The organism is Nesterenkonia sandarakina, from assembly GCF_014138825.1.
GTDB classification, from domain to species: domain Bacteria; phylum Actinomycetota; class Actinomycetes; order Actinomycetales; family Micrococcaceae; genus Nesterenkonia; species Nesterenkonia sandarakina.
This window is the reverse complement of sequence record NZ_JACJIH010000001.1, coordinates 1,201,738-1,226,571: the sequence shown is the minus strand read 5'-3', so window position 1 is coordinate 1,226,571 and position 24,834 is coordinate 1,201,738. Positions and strand designations below refer to the sequence as shown.

At 67.8% G+C, this 24,834-nt stretch carries 20 protein-coding genes and 1 tRNA gene; 11 read left to right on the top strand and 10 right to left on the bottom strand.

The genetic code is table 11. The features are described 5' to 3' along the window. Positions 1-54: 54 nt before the first annotated feature. The 4 genes from hisN to HNR24_RS05515 are packed head-to-tail and all read right to left on the bottom strand — an operon-like array spanning position 55 to position 4,251. Positions 55-867 carry a histidinol-phosphatase gene (hisN, locus tag HNR24_RS05530; RefSeq protein ID WP_182495244.1) on the bottom strand — a complete coding sequence of 271 codons (813 nt, stop codon included), beginning with the start codon at positions 865-867 and terminating at the stop codon, positions 55-57. Positions 868-914: 47 nt separating this feature from the next. Beyond that, positions 915-2,030: a ribosome small subunit-dependent GTPase A gene (rsgA, locus tag HNR24_RS05525; RefSeq protein WP_182495243.1), complete on the bottom strand. Its 1,116-nt coding sequence runs from the start codon at positions 2,028-2,030 to the stop codon at positions 915-917. After that, complete coding sequence (locus HNR24_RS05520; protein ID WP_310735393.1) at positions 2,027-3,583, bottom strand: 3-phosphoshikimate 1-carboxyvinyltransferase; 1,557 nt, start codon at positions 3,581-3,583, stop codon at positions 2,027-2,029. The genes rsgA and HNR24_RS05520 overlap by 4 nt, the downstream gene beginning before the upstream one ends. Before the next feature lie 11 nt (positions 3,584-3,594). Beyond that, positions 3,595-4,251: a DoxX family protein gene (locus HNR24_RS05515; protein WP_058888703.1), complete on the bottom strand. Its 657-nt coding sequence runs from the start codon at positions 4,249-4,251 to the stop codon at positions 3,595-3,597. Positions 4,252-4,544: 293 nt separating this feature from the next. On the opposite strand from HNR24_RS05515, the gene HNR24_RS05510 reads away from it, so the two are divergent. Together HNR24_RS05510 and rsrA are read left to right on the top strand one after the other, a co-directional pair. Continuing rightward, complete coding sequence (locus tag HNR24_RS05510; RefSeq protein WP_182495242.1) at positions 4,545-5,183, top strand: sigma-70 family RNA polymerase sigma factor; 639 nt, start codon at positions 4,545-4,547, stop codon at positions 5,181-5,183. Positions 5,184-5,278: 95 nt separating this feature from the next. Continuing rightward, entirely contained in the window at positions 5,279-5,521 is a 243-nt protein-coding gene (gene rsrA / locus HNR24_RS05505; protein WP_246310602.1) for a mycothiol system anti-sigma-R factor, read from the top strand. A 175-nt stretch (positions 5,522-5,696) separates the two neighbouring features. Here rsrA and HNR24_RS14365 read toward each other — a convergent pair whose 3' ends face one another. From HNR24_RS14365 to HNR24_RS05495, 3 genes are read right to left on the bottom strand one after another with little or no spacing between them, the layout of a single operon-like run. Further along, the gene (locus tag HNR24_RS14365) at positions 5,697-5,771 is read right to left on the bottom strand and encodes a 50S ribosomal protein bL37 (protein WP_369699669.1); all 75 of its coding nucleotides are present in this window, start codon (positions 5,769-5,771) and stop codon (positions 5,697-5,699) included. A 30-nt stretch (positions 5,772-5,801) separates the two neighbouring features. Next, on the bottom strand, positions 5,802-6,461 hold the full coding sequence (locus tag HNR24_RS05500) for a GDSL-type esterase/lipase family protein (RefSeq protein ID WP_058888706.1): 660 nt from the start codon (positions 6,459-6,461) through the stop codon (positions 5,802-5,804). Positions 6,462-6,465: 4 nt separating this feature from the next. Then, entirely contained in the window at positions 6,466-10,413 is a 3,948-nt protein-coding gene (locus tag HNR24_RS05495) for a multifunctional oxoglutarate decarboxylase/oxoglutarate dehydrogenase thiamine pyrophosphate-binding subunit/dihydrolipoyllysine-residue succinyltransferase subunit (RefSeq protein WP_182495241.1), read from the bottom strand. Positions 10,414-10,619: 206 nt separating this feature from the next. Between HNR24_RS05495 and guaB1 the strand changes: the two genes are divergently transcribed. The 4 genes from guaB1 to HNR24_RS05475 all read left to right on the top strand — a co-directional run bounded on the left by guaB1 (position 10,620) and on the right by HNR24_RS05475 (position 15,119). Beyond that, a complete protein-coding gene (gene guaB1 / locus HNR24_RS05490; RefSeq protein WP_182495240.1) occupies positions 10,620-12,080 on the top strand; it encodes a GMP reductase in 1,461 nt (486 codons plus the stop codon). A gap of 279 nt (positions 12,081-12,359) precedes the next feature. Further along, on the top strand, positions 12,360-13,424 hold the full coding sequence (locus HNR24_RS05485; protein ID WP_182495239.1) for a metal ABC transporter substrate-binding protein: 1,065 nt from the start codon (positions 12,360-12,362) through the stop codon (positions 13,422-13,424). After that, entirely contained in the window at positions 13,417-14,253 is an 837-nt protein-coding gene (locus HNR24_RS05480) for a metal ABC transporter ATP-binding protein (protein WP_310735392.1), read from the top strand. Before HNR24_RS05485 ends, HNR24_RS05480 begins: the two co-directional genes overlap by 8 nt. Next, positions 14,253-15,119, top strand: a complete 867-nt coding sequence (locus HNR24_RS05475; protein WP_058888880.1) for a metal ABC transporter permease — start codon at positions 14,253-14,255, stop codon at positions 15,117-15,119. Before HNR24_RS05480 ends, HNR24_RS05475 begins: the two co-directional genes overlap by 1 nt. A 45-nt stretch (positions 15,120-15,164) precedes the next feature. Here the strand turns inward: HNR24_RS05475 and HNR24_RS05470 are convergent, their stop codons facing one another. Continuing rightward, positions 15,165-15,590 carry a Fur family transcriptional regulator gene (locus HNR24_RS05470; RefSeq protein WP_058888710.1) on the bottom strand — a complete coding sequence of 142 codons (426 nt, stop codon included), beginning with the start codon at positions 15,588-15,590 and terminating at the stop codon, positions 15,165-15,167. A 38-nt stretch (positions 15,591-15,628) separates the two neighbouring features. On the opposite strand from HNR24_RS05470, the gene HNR24_RS05465 reads away from it, so the two are divergent. Then, positions 15,629-16,063 (top strand): HIT family protein, encoded by a 435-nt coding sequence (locus tag HNR24_RS05465; protein ID WP_182495238.1) that lies wholly within the window; start codon positions 15,629-15,631, stop codon positions 16,061-16,063. A gap of 97 nt (positions 16,064-16,160) precedes the next feature. Here HNR24_RS05465 and hrpA read toward each other — a convergent pair whose 3' ends face one another. Continuing rightward, positions 16,161-20,402 carry an ATP-dependent RNA helicase HrpA gene (hrpA, locus tag HNR24_RS05460; protein WP_182495237.1) on the bottom strand — a complete coding sequence of 1,414 codons (4,242 nt, stop codon included), beginning with the start codon at positions 20,400-20,402 and terminating at the stop codon, positions 16,161-16,163. Positions 20,403-20,596: 194 nt separating this feature from the next. Here hrpA and HNR24_RS05455 point away from each other — a divergent pair. After that, positions 20,597-20,680 (top strand) — tRNA-Leu (locus tag HNR24_RS05455). Positions 20,681-20,873: 193 nt separating this feature from the next. Here the strand turns inward: HNR24_RS05455 and HNR24_RS05450 are convergent. Next, the gene (locus HNR24_RS05450; protein WP_182495236.1) at positions 20,874-21,635 is read right to left on the bottom strand and encodes a lysophospholipid acyltransferase family protein; all 762 of its coding nucleotides are present in this window, start codon (positions 21,633-21,635) and stop codon (positions 20,874-20,876) included. A gap of 71 nt (positions 21,636-21,706) precedes the next feature. Here HNR24_RS05450 and HNR24_RS05445 point away from each other — a divergent pair, with 71 nt between their 5' ends. From HNR24_RS05445 to HNR24_RS05435, 3 genes are all read left to right on the top strand, one after another. Then, positions 21,707-22,447, top strand: a complete 741-nt coding sequence (locus tag HNR24_RS05445; protein ID WP_182495235.1) for an alpha/beta hydrolase — start codon at positions 21,707-21,709, stop codon at positions 22,445-22,447. Beyond that, a complete protein-coding gene (locus HNR24_RS05440) occupies positions 22,444-22,809 on the top strand; it encodes a hypothetical protein (RefSeq protein ID WP_106123351.1) in 366 nt (121 codons plus the stop codon). The genes HNR24_RS05445 and HNR24_RS05440 overlap by 4 nt, the downstream gene beginning before the upstream one ends. Before the next feature lie 97 nt (positions 22,810-22,906). Beyond that, positions 22,907-24,730: an AMP-dependent synthetase/ligase gene (locus HNR24_RS05435; protein WP_182495234.1), complete on the top strand. Its 1,824-nt coding sequence runs from the start codon at positions 22,907-22,909 to the stop codon at positions 24,728-24,730. The last annotated feature ends 104 nt before the right edge of the window (positions 24,731-24,834 follow it).

The window sequence follows — 24,834 nt, the reverse complement described above, 5'->3', positions numbered from 1 at the left end:
GGAGCTCAGGACGAAGCAGATCTCAGAGTTCGGCGGGGCTCCGGACAGGCAGGCTCAGAAAGGGGCGGGTCGGTCTGCGGCCAGTGCACCTAGGGCGGCGTCGTGGAGCAGCCCGTTGGTGGCCAGCCCGTTGCTTCCGGTGCAGCCGGGTTCCCCGTCGAGCGAGGTGAAGATGCCCCCGGCCTCGCGGATGATCGGCACCAGTGCCGCCATGTCATGCAGGTTCAGCTCGGGTTCAGCCGCCATGTCCACCTGGCCCTCGGCGACCATGCAGTAGGACCAGAAGTCCCCGAAGGCGCGGGTGCGCCAGACCGTCTCGGTGAGCTCGAGGAAGTTCTGGCTTCGGCCGAGCTTCCGCCATCCGGCCAGCGAGGAGTAGGAGAAGAAAGCATCCTCGAGCCGGCTGACCTTGGAGACCTGGAGCCGCTTGGCCGAGGCCAGGGACTTCCCGGTATAGGCTCCGCCGTCCTTGGCCGCCCACCAGCGCCGGCCCAGCGCTGGTGCACTCACCAGCCCGATCACCGGCTCTCCGTCGTCGACCAGGGCGATCAGTGTGGCCCAGGCGGGCACGCCGCGGATGAAGTTCTTGGTCCCATCGATCGGGTCGATGATCCACTGGCGCGGACCCGACCCGGTGGAGCCGAACTCCTCACCCAGGATCGCGTCCCGGCCGCGTGCCCGGCCGAGCTGGCCGCGGATGAGCTCCTCGGCCTGACGATCCGCCTCGGTGACCGGGGTGAGGTCGGGCTTGGTCTCGACCTCGAAGTCCATGGAGGAGAAGTAGGACATCGTCTTCGCATCCACGGAGTCGGCGATGATATGCGCCAGGCGCAGGTCATCGGTGTAGGCGCTGGTGCTAAGGCTCATAGCGCCACGCTAGCAATCACCGGGCGACACCCACCGCATTCACGGCCTTACGCGCCGAGGCGCTTCTCCGAGGGGCCATCTTCGGTGCCCGCCATCGAACTGATCAGCCCGCGCAGCGAGGCCAGTCGGGCGGAGCCGTGGTCACCGGCGTGGCCATCGGCCACCCAGGCGTCCAGGGCGCAGCCGCCCTCCGGGGAGATGTGGGCACACCCGGGTTCGCACTGGGTGGAGCCCTCGACCAGATCGGAGAATGCGCCGAGCACGTCGTCGGGGGCGACATGGGCCAGACCGAAGGTGCGCACCCCCGGGGTGTCGATCACCCAGGAGTTCCGCGCCGCGCGGGCGCTCAGGGACTCTGCAGGCTCCAGGTTCAGCGCCACTGCGGAGGATGAGGTGTGCCGGCCCCGCCCGGTGACCGCGTTGACCCCGCTGGTGGCCCGGTCCGCGCCGGTCAGCGCGTTGACCATGGTGGACTTCCCCACACCGGAGTGACCGATCATCGCGGTGACGCGTTCGGTGAGCGCGCTGCGCAGCGCAGTGACTGCGGCCGCGTCCAGGCTCGGTGACCCCGAGGCCGCACCTGTGGCCTGCTGGGAGATCACGGTCTGCAGATCCAGCTCGGCGTAGTGGCTGACCAGTCCGGCCGGGTCTGCCGCGTCCTCGACCAGGTCGGCCTTGGTGACCAGGAGGATCGGGGTGATCCCCGCGTCGTAGGCCGCGACCAGGGCACGGTCGATGAATCCGGTGCGCGGGGCCGGATCGGCGGCCGCCACGACGATCAGCAGCTGATCTGCGTTGGCGACGATCACCCGCTCCGCGTCGTCGGTGTCCTCGGCGCTGCGGCGCAGCAGTGTGGAGCGCTCCTCGATCCGGATCAGCCGTGCCAGCGAGCCGTCGTCCCCGCTGGTGTCACCGACCAGGCCGACGATGTCACCGGGGACCACCGGGGTGCGGCGCATCGCGCGGGCACGCACTGCCGAGACGATCCGCTCGACGCCGTCGGAATCCTCCAGACGCACGGTGTACCGGCCGCGGTCCACAGTGACCACCCGGCCCAGCTCGGCGTCGGCGTAGTCGGGGGACTCCTTGGTCCGGGGACGCGAGCCCTTCTTGTTCGGGCGCACCCGTACATGTGACTCGTCCCAGTCCGCCCAGCGGCTCATCGGCGCCGTCCCGACTCGGTGCGATGCTCCGGCAGCGGTGCATCTCCGGGTCCGGGCTCTGCGCCGTCCTCCGTCTCATGCTCGAGCGCGACCATCGCCTTCCAGAGCTGCGGGAAGTCGGGCATGGTCTTGGCCGTGCAGGCGATGTCTTCGACCTCGACGTCGTCGAGGGCCAGTCCCAGCACGGCGCCGAAGGTCGCCATCCGGTGATCGGCGTAGCTGTGCACCAGACCGCCGTGGGTCACCGGTGCAGTGATCTTGAAGCCGTCCTCGGTCTCTGTCGCGGTGCCGCCGAGCCGGCGGATCTCGGTGACCAGGGCGGCGATCCGGTCGGTCTCGTGGCCGCGCAGATGCCCCACCGAGGTGAACACGGTGGGCTCCGGGCACAGCGCGGCGAGTGCGGCCACAGTCGGCGTGAGCTCGGCGGTGCCGTCGACGCTGCCTGGACTGCGCAGCCCGGTGCCGCGCACCTGCAGGGTCACCGTGGTCGAGGTCTCGGGCTGGTGCTGGACCTCGGCGCCGAAGGCCGGAAGCAGCTCGGTCCAGCGGCGTCCGATCTGGGTGGAGGTCAGGGGCCAGCCGCGCATGGTCACCTCGCCGCCCGTCACGGCCGCCGCGCAGAGGAACGGTCCGGCGTTGGAGAGGTCAGGCTCCACGCGCACCGTGAAGCCGGGGATCGAGCCGGGCTCCACCCGCCAGGTGTGCAGTGCGGGGCTGCTCACCTGGACTCCGAGTTCGGCGAGCACCTGGGAGGTCATCTCCACGTGTTCCAGGGACGGCACGGCGTCCCCGACGTGGCGCAGCGTGAGTCCGCGCGGCATCCGCGCGGCGGTGAGCAGCAACCCGGAGATGAACTGGGAGGAGGCTGAGGCGTCGACGGTGATCTCATCGCCGTGCAGGCCCTGTGGTGCGTGCACGGTGAAGGGCAGGTGGCCTTCGCCTCCCGGGGCCGGTGCACCTGCTCCGGTGATCTGTACCCCGAGCTCGCGCAGGCCATGCTGGACGGCTCCCATCGGGCGCAGCCGCGCCTCGGGGTCGCCGTCGAAATGAACTGCTCGCCCGGTCAGCGCGGCGACTGCGGGCAGGAAACGCATCACGGTTCCGGCCAGTCCGCAGTCGATGTGCAGCTCCTCGGGGGACTCCGGGGCCGCTGCGGTCTCTGCTGCGAGCTCAGCAGCCGAGCCGTGCGGGGGCGGAGCCGCCTGCTCTGTGCCGTCAGCGGCACCGAGGTCCTCAGGGCCGCTGGGACTCTTGGGCAGTCCGGGGAGCGGGGAGATCCGCACGGCGGGGACCCCGGAGCCCTCCCAGTCCGGAAGGTGCTCGACGGTGCTGCCGAGTGCCGTGAGCGCGTCGAGCATCAGTCGGGAGTCGCGGGAGCGCAGCGGATTGATCACCACCGAGGGCGCGTCGGCCAGCGCCGCGAGCAGCAGATACCGGTTGGTCAGAGACTTCGATCCTGGGACGGTGACCTCTGCGCGCAGAGATGCCCCCGCGCGTGGCGCGGGCCACGGCTGCGGGGGCATCTGTGCAGCAGGTGTAGATGTAGTGCTCACGTCGTGGGGCTCTAGGCTCCGACCTTCTTCTTGGTGGCCTGTGTCTTCTTCTTGGCACCCTTGGAGGCGTCGCTGATGGCCTTCAGAGCGTCCTTCTCGGCGCGCTGGAAGTTCTTCTTGGCGTTCTTCTCGAAGTTGCGGACCTTCTTGGTCGCATCGCTGCCGAGATCGTCGGCCCACTTGAAGGTCTTGTCGCCGAACTTGGCGCCCTTCTTCCGGGTGGTCTTCGCCAGGTGCTCGGCGCGCCAGGACAGCGAGGGCTTGCCGTCGAGGTCCACCAGGGCCAGGGTCAGGCCGCCGAGGATCGAGGCGTTCTTCAGCAGCGTCTTGCGCTGAGCCGTGACGTCGGAGTCGTTCTCGATCTCCGCGTTGCGGTACTCGGCGTAGCTGTTGAACTTGTGCACCCCCGCCAGCATCAGCGCAGAGGCGCGGGGGAACCGGCCGACGGCCAGTGCGACGCCGGCGACGACCTCGACCCCGCCCAGGACCTGGGTGGTGAGCTTGGCGTTGGACACCAGCGGCTCGGCCTGGGGGAGAAGTGAGCCGATCTCCTCGAGGGTGGACTCGATCCTCGCCGAGGCCTCATCGGTGTTGCGCAGACGGTCGACACCGCCGGCGATGAAGCTTGCGCCCAGCAGTGGGCGGGCGAATTTACGAAGCAGAGACATAGTGTCCTCCTGTAGGAGTGTGGCGCTGAGGCATCGTTCAAGGTCCAATCTACCCAATCAGGGCTGTCACGGGAATCAGCACCCGGATCCCGGGGATCAGAACGCACCCCGGGCGCGGCTGTGGCGCCTTCCTCGAGGCCGTCCCACCAGACTGGCGTCTGGACAGGAATGCGGAGCGCGGCGTCGTCGTTGTGCCCGGTATGACCACACCGACTCTGACCCCGAGGCGCGTCCGTGACAGCACGCGCGACCTCCGACGCCAGGTGTGCGCTGTGCGAGTAGACTCAGAGGTGATGGAAAAGCCCGCAGCCACCGGCCCAGATGCAGATCCCAGCAGCGTCGTCGTCGCCGAAGAGACCGAACAGCAGCGTCGCGTGCGTTTCGAGAGCGAGGCGCTGCAGTACGTGGACCAGCTCTATTCAGCTGCCATGCGGATGACGCGCAACCCGCAGGACGCCGAGGACCTGGTTCAAGAGGCCTATACCAAGGCGTACTCGTCGTTCCACCAGTACAAGCCGGGAACGAACCTCAAGGCTTGGCTCTATCGGATCCTGACCAACACCTACATCAACATCTACCGGAAGAAGCAGCGCCAGCCGCTGCAGGCCAACACGGACACCGTGGAGGACTGGCAGATGGCTCAGGCCGCAGAGCACACCTCCTCCGGACTGCGCTCGGCCGAGGCGGAGGCGCTGGATCACCTCCCGGACTCCGACGTCAAGAGCGCGCTGCAGCAGATCCCCGAGGAGTTCCGGCTCGCGGTCTACTTCTCCGATGTCGAGGGATTCGCCTATAAAGAGGTCGCCGAGATCATGAACATTCCCATCGGCACGGTGATGTCTCGACTGCACCGCGGCAGGAAGCTGCTGCGCGAACTTCTCAGTGACTATGCCCGTGAACGTGGCTTCAAGAAGCAGGAGGCCAAACCATGAACGACCAAGACCCCACTCAGGCCACCGAGGTCCGCCCCGGGAAATGGCTCGACGAGAATTGCAAGGACGGGGACTGCACCGAGCAGCAGACCCGCATGGAACGCATCTATGAGTACGCCGATGGCGCGCTGAGCCGGGAAGACATCGGTGAGGTCGAAGCCCACCTGCATGCCTGCCCGGAGTGCGCCAATGACTACGACCTCGAGTGCATCATCCGCACCGTGGTCCGCCGCTCCTGCGCCGAGCGGGCCCCGGAGACGCTGAAGGTCACCATCCTGGAGCGGATCAGCCAGATCCGCATCGAGGCCGGACACCAGCAGGACGACGCCGCCCGCTGAGTCCCCGGGCTGATCAGCCCGGCGAATGCTGGGCTTCAGCCGGGCTGAACCCTGCACCGCCCATCCCTGGTCCGAGACGAGAGAACCCCCTGCAGAGCATCTCTGCAGGGGGTTCTGTCGTCTGCGCTGCCGGGAGAATCACGTCAGCCGCAGCAAGACCCGTGCGTCACTGAAATCAGGAGTTGGGGCGCTTGCCGTGGTTGGCGTTCTTCTTGCGACGAGCGCTGCGCTTGCGTCCACGCTTGCTCATGATGAACTCCTTTCGTCGGCTGGGATAATTCTAGGCCACCGGCTCCTGGAGCCCTAACCACGGATACCAGCCGCGGTGCAGCACCAGCCAGGCGAGCAGGCCGTAGCCGGCCTGGCCGGGGAGTCCGCCGTTCGCCGCGAGGTCACTGCGCCACTGCTCATGGCCGACCAGCGGGGCATAGGCGTCCACATAGACATGGGACCGGCGCGAGGCCACGTCCCGGTAGGCGGCGTTGAGCTCGGAGATCCGCTGGTTGCGCTCGGCGTCCAGGGTCGGGACCGGGCCCAGCACCAGGCAGCGGATGCCCTCCTGTGAGGCTCGGTCCAGGATGTTGGCCAGGTTCAGCCGGGACCTGGCGGAGGAGGTGGCGCTGTAGAGGTCCGTGTCGTTCAGTGCGACGACCAGATGGCGCTCCGGTGTCCCGCCGTCGGCGGTCACCGCGGAGAATCGGGCGACCGCCTCGTCCTGCCAGCGCTCGGAGAGCGCCTCGGTGCCCTCGCCGGGCATGGCGAGGGCGTAGTGCTCCAGGGTGATTCCCTCGATCGGGGTCTTGGAGATGACCCGACCGAACCACCCCAGGGCGCGGGGGTCACCGACGCCGCTGAGCAGCTCGTCGCCCAGGGCGACGATGCGCACGTGGCGCCGGTGACCGGAGGCTGCGGCTCTGAGATCCTGAGTGGACTGTTCCATCAGGTCACAGGTCCAGGTGCGGGAAGGCCTTGCTCAGCAGGCCTTCCAGCTCCTTGGCGTGACGCTTGGCCTGCCCCACGGAGGTGGCGGCAGACTCAGCGCGGGAGACCAGCTTCAGCTCCTGCTTCAGCAGCGGACGCAGGTTCATGCCCAGGAACGGCCAAGGTCCCTGGTTGATCGGCTCGTCCTGCGCGTAGACGACCTCCTCAGCCGAGGAGTATCGGTCCAGCTCGGCCTGCAGCTCCTCGACCGGCATCGGATAGAGCTGCTCGAGCCGGACGATCGCGGTGGTCTCATCCTTGTGCTTGTTCCGAGTGGCGATCAGGTCGTAGTAGAGCCGGCCCGAGACGATCAGCACGCGCTTGACCTTCGCGGCGTCCACCTCGCGATCCGGGATCACCTCCTGGAAGGTGCCGGTGGTGAAGTCCTCCACCGAGTTCGCCGCCGCCTTCAGCCGGAGCAGCTGCTTCGGGGAGAAGACGATCAGCGGACGCCGCGGACGGGCCACCGCCTGGCGCCGGAGCAGGTGGAAGTAGTTGGCACCCGAGGAGGGCAGGACCACGGTCATGTTGTCCTCGGCGCACAGCTGCAGGAACCGTTCCGGGCGGCCTGAGGAATGATCCGGTCCCTGACCTTCATAGCCGTGCGGGAGCAGCATCACCACGGAGGACTTCTGTCCCCACTTCTGCTCAGCCGTCGCTATGAACTCGTCAATGATGATCTGGGCGCCGTTGACGAAGTCGCCGAACTGGGCCTCCCAGAGCACCAGCGCATTCGGATTCTCCACCGAATAGCCGTACTCGAAGCCCAGTGCCCCGTACTCGGAGAGCAGCGAGTCGTAGATGAAGAACCGGGCCTGATCCTCGGTCAGGTTCTTCAGCGGGTACCACTCATCACCGTTGACCCGGTCGTGGAAGACCGCGTGGCGCTGCACGAAGGTGCCGCGGCGCGAGTCCTGACCGGCCAGGCGGACCTCGGTGCCCTCCATGAGCAGCGAGCCGAACGCCGCGATCTCCGCGAAGCCCCAGTCGATGCCGCCTTCACGGGCCATCTTGGCCCGCTTCTCCAGCAGGGACTTCAGCTTCGGGTGCGGGGTGAAGCTCTCCGGGATGTTGGTGTGCACCTCACCGATGTGCGCGAGCGCGTCCTCGCTGATCTTGGTGTCGGTGCCTTCGCGCTCCGGAGTGCTGGTCTCATCCTCAGAGGCGGTCGGTGCCATCCCCCGGGTGCCGGAGGCTTCGGGATCAGCCGTGGAGACCGGCTGGGTCTGAGCGGCGTGGGTCTCGGTGAAGACCCGCTCCAGCCGCTGTCGGAAGTCGCGCAGCGCCTGATCGGCCTCTTCCTGGGTGATGTCACCACGTCCGACCAGCGCCTCGGTGTAGAGCCGACGCGTGGTGCGCTTGGCCTCCACCAGGTTGTACATCTTGGGCTGGGTCATCGAGGGATCGTCACCCTCGTTGTGCCCACGCCGGCGGTAGCAGACCAGGTCGATCACGACGTCCTTGTTGAACCGCTGGCGGTAGCGGAAGGAAAGCTGCGCCACGCGCGCCACGGATTCCGGGTCATCGGCGTTGACGTGGAAGATCGGCGCCTGGATGGCCTTGGCCATGTCCGTGGAGTACGTCATCGAGCGCGCAGCCGAAGGTGCGGTGGTGAAGCCGACCTGGTTGTTCACGACCACGTGCACGGTGCCGCCGGTGCGGTAGCCGCGCAGCTGAGACATGTTCAGCGTCTCCGCCACGACGCCCTGGCCGGCGAAGGCCGCGTCGCCGTGGACCAGCAGCGGCATCACGGAGAACGAGTTCAGCGAGTCCGCTCCCTGGTTGATCCGGTCCTGCATGGCGCGCACCACGCCCTCCAGGACGGGGTTCACCGCCTCCAGGTGGGACGGGTTCGCGGCGAGGTAGACGCTGGTCGAGTTGCCGCGGTCGGAGGTGAAGGAGCCACGGGTGCCCAGGTGGTACTTCACATCTCCCGAGCCGGTCCCGGCCTCGCGGCCTTCGAACTCACGGAACACCTGGGCGTGGGTCTTGCCGGCGATGTTGGTCAGCACGTTGATGCGACCACGGTGCGCCATGCCGATCGCGACCTCGTCGAGGCCCTCGTCCGCCGCCTCGGAGAGGATCGTGTCCAGCAGCGGGATCAGCGACTCTCCGCCTTCGAGGGAGAACCGCTTCTGCCCCACGAACTTGGTCTGCAGGAAGGTCTCGAACGCCTCAGCGGCGTTGAGTCGTCCCAGGATCCGGAACTGCTCGTCCCGGTTGGGCTTCTCGTAGGGGTGCTCGATCTCGTCCTGGAACCACTGCCGCTCCTCAGGGGACTGGATGTGCATGTACTCCACACCGGTGCTGCGGCAGTAGGTGTCGCGCAGCACCCCGAGGATGTTGCGCAGCGGCAGCATCGACTTGCCGCCGAAGCCCCCGGTGGGCCACTCCCGGTCCAGGTCCCACAGGGTCAGCCCGTGGGACTCGATGTCCAGGTCCGGGTGGCTGCGCATCTGGTACTCCAGCGGATCCACCGAGGCCATCAGGTGACCGCGGACCCGGTAGGAGTGGATCAGCTGCTGGATCCGGGCGACCTTGTTGATCTGATCCTCAGGATTGACCTGGATGTCGGCGGACCACTGGATGGGTTCGTAGGGGATCCGCAGCGCCTCGAAGATCTCCTCGTAGAACCCGTTCTTCCCGAGCAGGTACTCGTGGATGGTCTTGAGGAACTCTCCTGACCCGGCGCCCTGGATCACCCGGTGATCATAGGTGGAGGTCAGGGTGATGACCTTGGAGACCGCCAGGTTGTTCAGCGTCTTCTCCGAGGCGCCCTGGAACTCGGCGGGGTACTCGAGCGCGCCGACACCGACGATCACGGCCTGGCCCTTGGAGAGCCGGGGCACCGAGTGCACGGTGCCGATGCCGCCGGGGTTGGTCAGTGAGACGGTGGTCCCGGCGTAGTCACCGGGGGTGAGCTTATTGTCCCGGGCGCGCTTGACGACGTCGTCGTAGGCGGCCCAGAACTCGGTGAAGTTCATCTCCTCGGCGGCCTTCATGTTCGGCACCACCAGAGCGCGGGTGCCGTCCGGGCGGGGCATGTCGATGGCCAGCCCGAAGTTCACATGTGCCGGGTGCACTGCCACCGGCTTGTTGTCCTGGACGTCGTAGGTGACGTTCATCGCCGGGTGCTGGCGCAGCGCCTTGAGCAGGGCATAGCCGATCACGTGGGTGAAGGAGACCTTGCCGCCGCGGGTCCGCTTGAGGTGGTTGTTGATCACCGTGCGGTTGTCGATCAGCAGCTTCGCCGGCACGGCGCGCACCGTGGTGGCGGTGGGAACGGTCAGCGAGGCGTCCATGTTGGCCGCGATGGCCTTGGAGATGCCCTTCAGCGGCATCACCTTGTCCTCCTTCTCCTCCTTCTTCGAGGAGTCGGACTTCGCGGAGGAGGGCTCGGAGGGGATCGGGGTGCTGGAGGAGCCGCCGGACTTCTTCGTCGTCGGGTTCCGCGGGGCCACCGGCTTCCCCCCGGAGGAGCTCTTCTCACCCTCGGGCTTCTGCGACTTCTCCGGCTCGGCGGGGGTGGCGGTGGCCGGGGTGGTCTCAGTGGCGGAGTCACGCTGGTTCTCCGCGCTCGGGGTGGAGTCCGCCTTCGGCTTGGCCGGGGACTTCGCGGGGCTGTTCTCGGATCCCGCCCCGTTCTTCGCGGCCCCGTTGCTGCTGGCCCCGGCATCCTTGCCGGAATCCGAGCGAGTCTTGGGCTCCACGGGAGTGTTCGCCGAGGGGGCGGGGGCGGAGGACGTGCCGGATGAACGGGAATCACCGTCACCCTCGAGCTGGCGGAAGATCTCAGCCCACTTCCGATCCACCGAGTCCGGATCGTCCTTGAACTTGTCGTATATGTCGGCGACCAGCCATTCGTTCCCCGGGAATTCCTCGGCAAGACGGCTGGACGTTAGCTCTGGCACTGTGGATACGCCTCTTCCATTGTGTTGTGTAGTTATCCTGCACAGCTTCGTGCACCTGGATCTTCACCTCGTCCAAGCATAGTGACTTTGTGTACCGTGTCGCCACCAGCCACGGTATCGTGTCAGGGGCCCCGCAGGGCACGCACGCGACCGGGTCGAATCGGTCGTGAGCATCATCACCAGCACTATGAAGGGCGCGGATCCCCGTGAGATTTCTGAATGAACCGACCACCGACCTGACCTACTCGGATGTGTTCCTCGTCCCTTCGCGCTCCCACACCCAGTCCCGGATGGCGGTGGACCTCTCTGCGGAGGATGCGACCGGCTCCACCATCCCGGTGGTCTCGGCGAACATGACCGCGGTGACAGGCCGTCGCATGGTGGAGACCATGGCGCGTCGCGGCGGGCTGGGGGTGCTCCCGCAGGACGTCCCGCTCGAGGTCATCCGTCAGGTCACCGATTGGGTCAAGTCCTGTCACCCGGTGTTGGAGACCGCTCTGAAGGTCCAGCCCACGGACTCCCTGCTCGACGTGCTGCACCTGCTGGACAAGCGCAACCACGACGCCGTGTGTGTGGTCGATGAGGATCTCCGCCTGGCGGGGGTGGTCACGGCCAGCGACGGGCTCGGGGTGGATCGATTCTCCTCGGTGGCCTCCGTGATGCGCATGCCCCCGCTGCGCTTCACCGCCGAGGAGGTGCTCACCGACGCGGGTCTGGAGCAGGCCTTCACGGCGATGGATGCTGCCGGTGCGGACTATGCCCCGGTGACCACCTCGGACGGCGTGCTCGCCGGGGTGCTCACCCCGCGCGGAGCGCTGCGCTCCACGCTCTACCGGCCGAACCTCGACGCCCAGTCTCGACTCAAGGTCGCGGCGGCGGTGGGGATCAACGGCGACGTGGCCGGGAAGACCGATGCGCTGCTGGGCGCGGGGGTCGACGTGCTCGTGGTCGACACCGCCCACGGGCACCAGCAGAAGATGTTCGAAGCTCTGCGCACCGTGCGCCAGAGAGTTGAGTCGGCCGGGCTGGGTGTTCCGATCGTGGCCGGCAACGTGGTCACCGCCGATGGCGTGCGTGAGCTCATCGAGGGCGGCGCCGACATCGCGAAGGTCGGTGTGGGACCGGGCGCGATGTGCACCACCCGGATGATGACCGCGGTGGGCCGCCCGCAGTTCTCCGCCGTGCTCGAATGCGCAGCGGCGGCCCGCGAGCTGGGCGCCCATGTCTGGGCCGACGGGGGAGTGCGCTACCCGCGCGATATCGCCCTCGCCCTGGCGGCCGGGGCCTCGCAGGTGATGGTCGGCTCATGGTTCGCCGGCACCTATGAGTCTCCCGGGGACATGCTCACCGGCGTCGACGGGCGGCGTTATAAGGAGAGCTTCGGGATGGCCTCCTCCCGTGCGGTGCAGAATCGCACCGCGGCGGAGAGCGCCTTCGCCCGCGCCCGGAAGTCGATCTTCGAAGAGGGCATCTCCACCTCTCAGATGTACCTGGATCCCGCCAAGCCCGGGGTGGAGGACCTGCTGGACTCGATCACGGCCGGGGTCCGGTCCGCGATGACCTACGCCGGCGCGGACTCGCTGCATGAGTTCCGTCAGCGCGCCGTCGCCGGGGTGCAGTCTGCTGCCGGATACGACGAGGGCAAGCCGCTCTCCGGATCCTGGTGAACCCGCGGTAGGCCCTGGGGTCTCTCGGATCACCGAGCATCTGGCCACGGGCCTCGGGGGTGCGCGCCGGGTGCGGGAGCCGGGTGCAGGAGAGATTCACGATGCGATGCACCCCGGGCACGCCCCAAGGTCGACGCGTCGCCGATCAGGACCAGAGCTGAGTCAAGCGACCGGGCGGACCACCCGGTCTAGTTGAGATTTGTTCTCAACAATGTCTGGCCGTACGCTGGTTCCAGCTGTCCGTGACCCCGCAGCATCCCCCACGAAGAAGGTACGACCATGCCCGCGCCCCGTCTGCTTCCCCCCGTCGCCCTGCTCGGCGCAACCGCCCTGCTGCTCAGCGCATGCACCGGCCCGGCGGACTCCACCGAGGAGACCGGCGCCCCCGCCGCAGAGGGCGAGCAGATCAGCGTGGTCACCTCCACCGACGTCTATTCGGACCTGGCTGAGCAGATCCTGGGTGACACCGCCGAGGTCACCCCCTTGGTGGACAATGCGGCCGCGGATCCGCACTCCTACGAGGCCACCCCGCAGGACCGTCTCACCGTGAACGGCGCGGATGTGATCGTGGCCAACGGCGGTGGCTACGACCCGTTCATCACCCGGCTGGCCGCGACCTCGGGCAAGGAGGACGCGGTCTACCAGCTCATCGAGGGCGAGAACGCGCACGCCCATGCCGAGGAATCGGAGGCGGCTGGGGACGAGCACTCCGAAGAGGAGCACGAGGATCACGATGGGCACTCCGAGGAGGAGCACGAGGATCACGACGGGCACGCCGAGGACGCCCACGAGGGCCACGACCATTCCGGGGACTTCGTCAATGAGCACATCTGGTACGACCTCGCCGCGATGAGCGACTTCGTGGAGGACTTCAGCGAGCACATGGCCGAGATCTCCCCGGAGAACGCCGAGCTGTATCAGGACAATGCTGCTGCCCTGGCCGAAGAGATCGACGCCCTGGACGAGCGCAACCGAGCCATCGAGGCCGAAGGCATGAGCTTCCTGGCCACCGAGGCGGTCTCCCAGTTCCTGCTCACCGACGCCGGCTTCGAGGACGCCACGGACCAGCAGTTCCTGGCCGCAGTCGAACACGGCGACGACGTCTCGGCTCGGCTCTACCAGCAGGCGCTCAACGCCGCAGCGGATCAGGAGATCGACCTGCTCTCCTACAACCCGCAGACCGAGACCAACCAGTCCGCGCAGATCCGGGAGGCAGCCGAAGGCGCCGACGTCGCCGTGCTGGACTTCAACGAGACCATCCCTGAGGAGCACGATTCCTTCCAGCAGTGGATGGAGGCCAATATCGCCGCGGTGGAGGCCATCGTGGGGGAGTCGCGTGACTGATTCCTCGGCAGATGGGCTCTCACCCGCCCAGCCACTGGTGGCGCTGCGCCAGGCGAGCGTGGGATTCAGCGGGCGCACACTCTGGGAAGGGCTTGACCTTGACCTCGCGCCGGGGGAGTTCCTCGCGGTGCTGGGCCCCAATGGGGCCGGCAAGTCCACGTTTCTCAAGGTGCTGCTCGGGCTGACCCGGCTCAGCTCGGGGACGGCGGCGATCGCCGGTGCCCCCGTGCGCCGCGGCAGCAGCCGGGTGGGATATATCCCGCAGCAGCAGACCATGCCGGAGGAGACCCCGATGCGGGCCCGCGACATGGTGGCGCTGGGTCTGGACGGGCACCGATTCGGCATCCGGCTGCACCCCCGCCGGCTGCGCCACAGGGTGGATGAGCTGCTCGAGGCGGTGGGCGCCACCGCCTACGCCGACATGCCGGTGGGTCTGCTCTCCGGCGGGGAGCAGCAGCGACTGCGCGCCGCCCAGGCGCTGGCCTCGAACCCCGCCGTGCTGCTCTGCGACGAGCCCTTGCACTCCCTGGACCTGAACCATCAGCAGGCGGTCACCGAGCTCATTCGGCGCCAGGCCGTGGAGCGCGGCTCCGCGGTGGTCTTCGTGACCCACGAGATCAACCCGGTGATCGAGCACGTGGACCGGGTGCTCTACTTCGCCCGCGGCCAGTACCGGATCGGGACCACCGCCGAGGTGATGCGCTCGCAGGTGCTCTCCGAGCTCTACGGCTCGAACGTGGACGTCATCGAGCACAAGGGGCGACTGCTGGTGATGTCCACCCACGACGAGAGCTGCCACTATCACCCAGAGGAGCTGGCGCTGCCATGATGGAGACGCTGACCAGCTCGTTCACCACCGAAGGCTACTGGGAGCTCTTCTCCCTGGTCCGGAACTCGGTGATCACCGCCGGCGTGCTGGGCCTGATGGGCGGCCTGATCGGGGTGTTCATCATGCTGCGCCGGACCGCCCTGGTGGTGCACGGCATCGCCGAGATCTCCTTCGCCGGTGCGGCGCTGGCGCTGCTGATCGGCGTCGACGTGGTCGCAGGCTCCGCACTGGGCGCCGTCGCCGCCTCGGTGCTGATCGGGGTGCTGAGTCTGAAGGACCGGGACACCTCCGCGGTGACCGGGGTGCTGATGCCCTTCGGCCTCGGCCTGGGGATCCTCTTCCTCTCGCTCTATCAGGGCCGCAGCGCGAACAAGTTCGGGCTGCTCACCGGACAGATCGTGGGCGTGGATGACATCCAGACCCAGACCCTGGTCACCGGCGCGGTGGTGATCAGCATCGTGCTGCTGCTGATCTGGCGACCGCTGATGTTCGCCTCGGTGGATCCGCAGCTGGCCCGCGCGCGCGGGGTCCACGTGAATCTGCTCTCCATGGTGTTCATGGTGCTGTTGGGCATTGCTGTGGCGATGTCGGTGCAGGTGGTCGGGGCGCTGCTGGTGCTGGCGCTGCTGGTGGTCCCGGCGGCGGCGGCGCTGAAGGTCACGGTGCGGCCGTATCTGGCGGTGCTGCTCTCGATGCTCTTCGCGCTGATCTCCTCGGTGGGCGGGATCATGCTCGCGATCACCGGCACGGTGCCGATCAGTCCCTACATCACCACGATCTCCTTCGTGATCTATGTGGTCTGCGTGCTCATCGGCCGCGGGGGCCGCAACCGTCGCCGGGAGGCCGCCGCGGCGCTGGCCGCCTGAGGGTTCGCGCTCATCCGCTCTCGCGTCGCCAAGGGCTGACCGGAGTCAGCCGCGGGCGATCGCGGCGCAGCTGGCGCAGAGGCCGAAGATCTCCAGGGTGTGCCGGACCTCGGTGAAGTCCTGCTCCTGCGCGAGCTTGGTCGCCCATTCCTCGATGGCGGGTGCTTCGAACTCCACGGTCAGCCCGCAGGAGCGGCACACCAGGTGGTGGTGGTGCTCCTCGCGCTCACAGAGCCGGAAGATCGCCTCACCGTCGTCGGGGCGCAGCACATCGACGAGGCCCTCCTCCTGGTGAGACTGCAGCACCCGGTAGACCGTGGCCAGAGAGACCTTCTCGCCGCGTCCATCGAGGATCTTGTGCAGATCCTGGGCGCTGACAAAGTCATCCAAGGAATGCAGCGCGGCCCAGACGGCGCGCTTCTGACGGGTGGATCGGCCGCGGGCCGGGGGCGTGGAGGTGTTCTCGTTCATGCTCGCTCCAGACTAGCAGTCGCCCTTAGAGTGGGGGCATGAGCACAGTCTTCAGCAAGATCATCGCCGGTGAGATCCCAGGCCGCTTCGTGTGGCAGGACGAGACCTGCGTCGGGTTCCTCTCCATCGCCCCGCTGGCCTACGGCCACACCCTGGTCGTGCCGCGCCAAGAGGTGGACCGGTGGACCGAGGCCGAGGCTCCGCTGATGACGCACCTGTTCCAGGTCGCTCACCGCATCGGCAAGGCCCAGGTTGAGGCCTTCGGCTCGCAGCGTGCCGGGCTGAGCATCGCCGGCTATGAGGTGCCACACATGCACCTGCACGTCTGGCCCTCAAACTCCATGGCCGACCACAGCTTCGCCCAGGCTGATGATGACCCGGATCAGTCCCGGATGGATGAGTCCGCCGAGAAGCTGCGCGTCGCGCTGCGGCTGATGGGCGACGCCGAGCACGTCCCTGCCGAGCAGGACTGACGCACCGGCTGATCCACCCGCCGAGCAGCACTGGCGCACCCGCTGACCCGCCTGCTGACCCGCCCGCTGATCCGACAGTTGGTGGGGAGCGCCGCTCTCAGATGCGGGAGGTCTTGATCGCCCGCCGGATCCGCTTCATCGAGACCGTCTGCGCGGTCCCCAGCTGTTGCGCGAAGAGGTTCACCCGGAACTCCTCGATCATCCACTTCACGGCGGCCAGATCGGCGGGCACCGGAAGCTGGGCGGGCACCGCCTCCAGGGCCGCATCGTATTCGTCCTCCAGCTCCTGCACCGAGGCCATGTCCGCGGCGTCGCGGGTCAGCGCCTGCCCGGATTCGAGCCGGTCCAGCCGGGTCTGCATCGCCTTGAGGTAGCGAGGCAGATGCTGCAGCTGAGCCTGACCCGTCGCGGTGACGAAGCCGGGGTGGACCAGCTGCTCGAGCTGGGCAGTCATGTCGCTGCGGGCGGCCTTCAGCGCCGTGGACCTCACCCGGTTCAGGCGGGAGCCGAGTTCCGTGGAGAGGCTCAGGATCTGGGCCAGCACATCGGTGAGTCGCAGCACCGTCTCGATCAGCTCGGCCCGGCAGTGCCGGGCGAGCACCTGGAACTCCGCCTCGCTGTAGGGCAGCTGTGCCGGCACCAGGTGGGCCAGCGCTGCCGTCGTCGCGTCGGAGACCAGCGACTCCACGGTGCCGTGCGGCGACTGGCCGAACGCCAGGCGCTCTCGGTTGCTCAGATGGTCCACCACGTAGCGCTGCGGGGAGGGCAGCACCTCGCGCAGCAGGGCGACGACGCCGGCTCGGTGCACCCTGGACTGTTCTGCCGCGGAGTCCTGGATCGTGTAGGAGACGCCCTTCTCGGCGGGAGCCAGCGCGGGGTAGCCGGTGATCGCCTGCCCGGCGACCACTGTGGTGATCTCCTGCGGGAGCTCCCCGAAGCTCCAGGTTCTCTGGCGCTGCTTCCCCGCCGAGGACCCTTCGGCAGCGGGCTGCGACACCGTGCCGCGCCCGTTGTGCTGAGCCTTGCCTGCCCCCTTGCCGGAGCCCTCACCGCGACCCTTGCCTGCACCGGCGCCCTTGCCGGGTCGCGCGGACGGTCCACCCGCCTGCGGCGATCCGGGATGGGCCCCTTCGGTGTTCGGATCCTCCGTGAGGCTGCGTCCGATGGCGTCGCGGTTCTCTCGGGAGAATCGGATCTGCAGCTCACGCAGGTCGAATCCGCTCTCCAGGATCCGGCCGCGGTCACTGACCACCGCGAAGGTGAACCGCAGATGCTCCGGCAGGGCGCTGGTGTCGAAGACCTCCGGGTCCAGGACGTGGCCCTTGAGCCGGCGCAGCACCGTGGCCAGCGACTCGGTCAGCGAGTCGACGCCGGGGGTGAAGTCCTGCTCCAGGAGATCCCGGGCCTTCGCGGCGACGTCGGGAGCCGGCACGAAGTTCTTCCGGACCGGCTTGGGCATGTTCCGGATCAGTGCGGTGATCAGCTCGGTGCGCAGCCCCGGGATCAGCCAGTCGAAGCGTTCGGGCTGCAACTGGTTCAAGAACAGCACCGGAACCCGGACCGTGACGCCGTCGGCGGCGGCGCTCCGGGAAGAGCCGGACTCAGCGGTGTACCGGGTGGGATTGAACTCGTACTGCAGCTCCAGAGCGAGCCCGTCGTGGTCGAAGTGCTCCGGATAGGCATCGATGTCCAGCTCCTCGGCGGCCTGCGCCATCAGCTCGACCTCGGTGAGGTCCAACAGCTCCGGGGTCTCGTGCCGCTGGTTCTTCCACCAGGAGTCGAAGTGCCGTTGCGAGACGATGTTCTCCGGGATCCGGGCGTCGAAGAAGTTGAACAGCTCCTCGTCGGAGGCGCGCAGGTCCTTCCTGCGGGTGCGGTTCTCGAGTTCGTCGAGTTCGGCGAAGCGTTCCCTGTTGCGCCGGTCGAAGTGGTGCCGGGTGGACCAGTCGCCGTCGACAAGGGCGCGCTGGATGAACAGCTCGCGGCTGTATTCCGGGTCCACCTTGGAGTAGAGGACCTGACGGTCAGCCACGACGGGGACCCCGAAGAGCGTGACCTTCTCGGTGGCGACCACGGCGCCCTGGCGCGCGGACCAGCGCGGCTCCGAATGAGAGGTCTTGACCAGGTGCGGGGCGAGCTCCTCGACCCATGCCGGGTCGATCTTCGCCACCGAGCGGGCCCAGAGCCGGGAGGTCTCCACCAGTTCGCTGGCCATCACCCAGTCGTGGTTCTTCTTGAACAGGTGAGAACCGGGGAAGACCGCGAATCGAGTTCCGCGGGCGCCCTGGTAGTCCCGGGTGCGAGGGTTGTAGAGACCCACGTGGCTGAGCAGCCCGGAGAGCAGCGACTGGTGGATCGCGTCGTGCTTGGCCGCCGGGTCCACCCCGGGCAGCTTCTTGCCTCGCCGCCCCGAGGAGCTGCGACGACGAGCCGAGCCCTTGCCGCTGAACTCCACCTGGTCGGCGATCTCGGTGAGCTGGGCGACCAGCTCCTGCCATTCCCGGACCCGCAGGTAGTTCAGGTGTTCGCGGTGGCAGAGCTTCCGGAACTGGTTGCCAGAGAGCTCGGCCTGCTTCTCCTGCAGGTAGCGCCAGAGGTTCAGCAGCGCCGAGAAGTCGGAGTTCTCGTCCTTGAACCGGGAGTGCAGCTCATCGGCCTGCGCCCGTTTCTCCGCCGGTCGCTCCCGAGGGTCCTGGATGGAGAGTGCCGCGGTGAGCACGGTGACCTCAGGCAGGCAGTCCCGGCGCGCGGCCTCGACCATCATCCGCGCCATCCGTGGGTCCACCGGCAGCTGGGAGAGCATGCGTCCCACCGGTGTCACCGAGCTGGTGCCCGGCCCCTTCCGGCGCTCCTGGTCCTTCCCGCCGGATCCTGATCTCAGGCTCAGCGCACCGAGCTCGGTGAGCAGCCGGACGGCGTCGTTGACCGCCTTGGAATCGGGCTTCTGCACGAAGGGGAAGTCCAGCAGCTCCTCGGGGCTGCGCGTGATGCCCATGGAGGACATCTGCAGCAGCACCGAGGCCAGCGAGGTGCGCAGGATCTCGGGGTCGGTGAAGGCCGGCCGGGAGTCGAAGTCCTCCTGGGAGTACAGCCGGATCGCGATGCCGTCGCTGGTGCGCCCGGACCGACCGGAGCGCTGATTCGCGCTGGCCTGGGAGATCGCCTCGATGGGCAGCCGCTGCACCTTGGTGCGGGTGGAATATCGAGAGATCCTCGCGGTGCCGGTGTCGATCACATACTTGATCCCCGGCACGGTCAGCGAGGTCTCCGCGACGTTGGTGGCCAGCACGATCCGACGCCGACCGCCGGGGGAGAAGACCCGCTTCTGCTCGGCCATGGAGAGCCGACCGAAGAGCGGGAGGATCTCCGAGCCGCGCAGCCGCCGGTCACCGGAGACGGTCTCGGTCAGCGCCTCCGCGGCGTCACGGATCTCGCGCTCGCCGGGGAAGAAGATCAGCACGTCGCCCTCGGGCTCGGCGGCGAGCTCGAGCACCGCGTCGCTGACCGCGTCGAGCAGATCCCGCTCCTCCTCCGCGACCCCAGAGCCAGGCGTGCTCCTGCCCCCGGGACGGGAAGCCGGGGCCTGGCTCGCGAGAGGCGCGGCCGGTCCGGAGCCTCCGTCCTCGGCCTCCCCGAAGTGTTCGGACTCGTCGAAGTCCTCGAGCTGCGCCTCCGGGTTCACCGGTCGGTAGCGGATCTCCACGGGGTAGGTGCGCCCAGAGACCTCGATGATCGGCACATCCGAGGTCTCCCGGCTCCAGTTCTCCGGGTCGCTGCTGAAGTGCCGGGCGAAGCGCTCGGGATCGATCGTGGCGGAGGTGACGATGACCTTCAGGTCAGGCCGGCTGGGCAGCAGCCGGCGCAGGTAGCCCAGGATCACGTCGATGTTCAGGCTCCGCTCATGGGCCTCATCGATGATGATCGCGGAGTAGCGCCGCAGTGACGGGTCGCGCTGGATCTCGGCGAGCAGGATCCCGTCGGTCATCAGCTTCACCGCGGTGGCCCCGGAGACCTCAGCGTTGAACCTGACCTGGTAGCCGATGTCGCGGCCCACCGAGGTGCCGAGCTCCTCGGCCAGACGTTCGGCCACCGTCCGGGCGGCCAGACGGCGCGGCTGGGTGTGCCCGATCATCCCCTGGTTGTGCAGACCCAGCTCCAGAGCCATCTTCGGCAGCTGCGTGGTCTTGCCCGAGCCGGTCTCCCCGGCGACCACGATGACCTGGTGCTCAGCCAGGGCCTCGAGGATGCGGTCGCGCTCGCCGCTGACCGGCAGTGCCGGGGGATAGGCGAGGTCTTGCGCGGAGAAGGTCTCACGGCGGGCTGTTCTGGGCTCAGACATAACCCTCCAATACTAGGGTTGCGGTGCCGCCCTGGGTGCACCGCTGAGCAGGCGCTCCCCGATGAGATGCGCTCAGGCCCGGCACGACGTCCACGATTAGGCATACCGTCCGGGATATGGGTACTATTATTCTCGCTGCCGGGGAGCGATCGCCGGTTGCGAGACGGGCCAGAAACGGCCTGAACAGCAGGTATGCGCGAGTGGCGGAATAGGTAGACGCGCTGGCTTCAGGTGCCAGTGCCTTCACGGGCGTGGGGGTTCAAGTCCCCCCTCGCGCACAGGATGCGGAAGCAGGGAAGAGGCCCTGCCGCAGATGATCACATCATCTGCGGCAGGGCCTTTTTCATGCCTGCGCTGTGCGTGCCGGGTGCGTGCCGGTTGCATGCCGCAGACTCACGCGGCTCACAGATTCGGGCTCTGCGGGCAGGCCCCTCGAGGGAGCTCGGTGATCCCTGCCCGCGGGACCATCGGCTACGGCGTCTCGGGGTCCTTGGCGCGGTGACGATGGCCCTGGCGCAGCGACTTGCGTGCCGCCTTGGCCTCGGATTTCTCCGCTTCCAGCGCCCGCTTGACGTCAGAGGCGTAGACGTCGACGTATTCCTGTCCGGAGAGCCGCATGATCCGGTACATGATCTCATCCGCCACGGCACGCTGGGCGAAGCGATCCTCGGCATTGGCGTAGTAGGACTCGAAGGTCATCGGCTCACCGACGATCATCCCGACCCGGCCCAGCCGGGGGATGTTCTTCCCGATCGGCTGCACCTTGTCGGTGCCGATCAGCGCGATCGGGATCACCGGGGCCTGGGTGTTCAGGGCCAGCCGCGCGATGCCGAGCTTGCCGCGATAGAGCCGACCGTCGGGGCTGCGGGTGCCTTCCGGGTAGATGCCCAGCACCCCTCCATCACGCAGCGCCTGCTCTCCGGCGTTGAGCGAATGCTGGCTCGCCTTCCCGCCGGAGCGGTCCATCGGGATCTGCCCGGAGAGGTCGAAGAACTTCCGCATCACCCACCCGGAGGCGCCCTGCCTGCTCCAGTAGTCGTCCTTCGCCATGAAGTGCACCTGCCGGGGCACATTCACCGGCATGAACACCGAATCGGAGAAGGACAGGTGGTTCGAGGCGAGGATCGCGGGACCCTCGCTGGGAATGTTGTGCAGACCGCGGACCCAGGGGCGGAACACCGTGTTGACCACCGGGGCCACGACGAAGTTCTTGGCGACGCTATAGAACGACACGGTGTGAGGGGGTCCTTTCAGGGGGCTGAGCTTCGTGACCACTGTAGAGGCAATACAGTAGAGGAATGGACATGTCCGGCTTCGGAGTTTCGGTCTTTCACGGATTCACCTCCACGCCCGCCTCGATGCGCGCGCTCGCCGATGCCCTTCAGGGCGCCGGCTTCACGGTGGATCTGCCGCTGCTGCCCGGTCACGGTACAAGCTGGGAACAGCTGGCCACGACTTCGCGAAGCGAGATCATGCGGGCCGCGCTGGCCAGCTATGACCGGCTCGCCGCTCGCTGCCCCCGAGTGGCCACCGTGGGGCTCTCCATGGGGGGATCGCTGGCGCTGCATGTGGCTGCCCATCGGCGGGTGGAGGCGGTCTCGGTGATCAATCCCGGACTCCGGCTGGCCCCGCTGACCGGTCCCAAAGCCTGGGCCATGGGCCGGATCCGTCCCTCGGTGGCCAGCATCGCCGGGGACATCGCCAAGCCCGACGTGGTGGAGGAGGCCTACGCGCAGACTCCGCTGCGCGCCGTCGTGGAGCTGGATCGGCTCTTCGCGCAGGTCCGCCGCGAGCTCCCCGAGCTGGCCCGCCGGCGGACCCCGGTGCTGCTCTTCCGCTCATCGGTGGACAACGTCCTGCCGCCGTCCTCGGCCGAGACGCTGTCTCGGCTGCTCCGCGCGGACCAGCTCGAGACCGTCGAGCTCACCCGCAGCCAGCACGTGGCGACGCTGGACCACGAGGCGGAGACCATCCACGAGCAGCTGATCAGTTTTCTGCACCGACGGCACCTCGCCGCCGAGACCCTTGAGAGGAAGGCGCCATGAGCACCTATCGCGACGATGAACCCAGCAGAGTCTTCGGCCGAGAGGGGCGTTCGCGACCACTTCCCGGCCCCGGACAGGGGCCCCGGGATCACAGCGTGGACGACTCCGTGCTGGAAGACATCGATGACTTCGAGCCCCCGAACCCGAAGAACCCGCTGGCCGGCGCGAAGCCAGCCGTGGTGCTCGGTGCGGTGCTGAGCATCGGCGCGATCCTGGCGCTGATCATCGTGCCCTTCCTCCCGCTGAACACCCCCAGCTGGACCGTGCCGGCGCTGATCGGAGTGGTGCTCGCGGGTCTGGTCATCCTGTTCCTGCAGATGCCGCGCAACCGCTCAGGATCCGGGGACGGCGCACAGGTCTGAGCGGTCCGCCGACAAAGACACGAAACATCCAGCTACCGTTCAGTAACGGGCTGTGAGACCATGATGTGAGATGGCACACATGATGGAGGAGTCCCCCGTGAAGGAATTCGCAACACCGCCCGCAGTCGAGGTCCCAGCCGAGCTGAACATCACTGACCTGCTGGAACGGCAGGTCGCTGCAGACCCGAAGAACATCCTCTTCGGCCGTCAGCTCAGTCCGGGACAGTGGACCGATGTCAGCGCCGCCGAGTTCCGAGACCAGGTGGTGCAGCTGGCCAAGGGCATCATCGGCTCCGGCATCGAGGTCGGTGACCGGGTCGCGATCATGGCCCCCACCCGGTACGAGTGGACGCTGCTGGACTTCGCGATCTTCTACGCCGGGGCCGTCACCGTTCCCGTCTACGAGACCTCCTCGCCCTCCCAGGTGGCCTGGATCATCGAAGACGCCAGCGTGAAGCTGCTCGTCGCCGAGACTCCGGGGCATCAGAAGATCGTCGAGCGCGCCGTCGCCCAGGAGAACCTGACCGGCCTCGGCGATGTCTACACCATCGAGGGCTCCGGGCTGGATCAGCTGCGCGCCAAGGGCGCTGACGTGACCGAGGAGCAGGTCGAGGCGCGGCGCGGGGTCGCCGTGGGCGCCGACCTGGCGACCATCATCTACACCTCGGGGACCACCGGGCGGCCCAAGGGCTGCGAGCTGACCCACGCCAACTTCACCGAGCTCTCCCTCCAGGCGCTGGGCTCCTCGCTGGGAACGGTGGTCAACAAGGACGCCTCCACGGTGATGTTCATCCCGCTGGCCCACGTGTTCGCACGCTTCATCTCGGTGCTCGCCGTCGCCGGCGGCTCCCGGGTGGGGCACACCTCGGACATCAAGGAGCTCGTGGACGACCTCGGCACCTTTGAGCCGACCTTCCTGCTGGCGGTGCCGCGAGTCTTCGAGAAGATCTACAACGCCGCGATGCTCAAGGCGGAGGGCGACGGGAAGGGAGCGATCTTCGAGAAGGCCGCGAACACCGCCATCGCCTGGTCCCGCGCCAAGCAGGATGGCAAGGTCCCATTCACCCTGGGGCTGAAGCACGCGGTCTTCGACAAGCTGGTCTATTCCAAGCTGCGCGCCCGGATGGGCGGACAGGTCGCCCATGCAGTCTCCGGCGGCTCACCGCTGGGGGAGCGGCTGGGCCACTTCTTCTACGGCGTGGGTGTCCAGATCCTCGAGGGCTACGGGCTCACCGAGACCACGGCGCCGCTGACCGTGAACACCCCCGAACTGAGCAAGATCGGCACTGTGGGCGCCCCGCTCCCAGGCTGTGCGGTGAAGATCGCCGAGGACGGTGAGATCCTGGGCCGCGGGGTCTGCGTCTTACGCGGCTACCACAACCGGCCGGAGCTCAACGAGGAGATCTTCACCAGCGACGGCTGGTTCCACACCGGCGACGTCGGCACCCTGGACTCCGATGGCTGCCTGACCATCACCGGGCGCAAGAAGGAGATCCTGGTCACCGCGGCCGGGAAGAACGTGTCGCCGGCCCAGCTGGAAGACCTGATGCGCGCCGATGCGATCATCTCCCAGGCCGTGGTGGTCGGGGACAACCGTCCCTTCGTGGCCGCGCTGATCACCCTGGATGAGGAGACCCTGCCGCAGTGGCTGCAGCGCAAGGGCATGGATCCGAAGACCCCGATCTCTGAGCTGGCGCAGCACGAGACCATCCTCACCCACGTCCAGACGGTGGTGGATCGGGCCAACGAGTCCGTCTCCCGCGCCGAATCGATCCGTGACTTCCGGCTGCTGCACACCGACTTCACCATCGAGTCCGGGCACCTCACGCAGTCGATGAAGATCAAGCGGCCGCTGGTGATGAAGGACTTCGCCGCAGAGGTCGAGGCGCTCTACACGGAGGCCGCAGCCAAGAAGGCCTGAGCATCCACCGGCCTGCCACGCTGACCGGGGAGTTCAGGAGCCCCAGAAGCACCAGGAGCCCGACGGCGCACCGCGCCCCGGGCTCCTGGTGTTTCGCATAATGG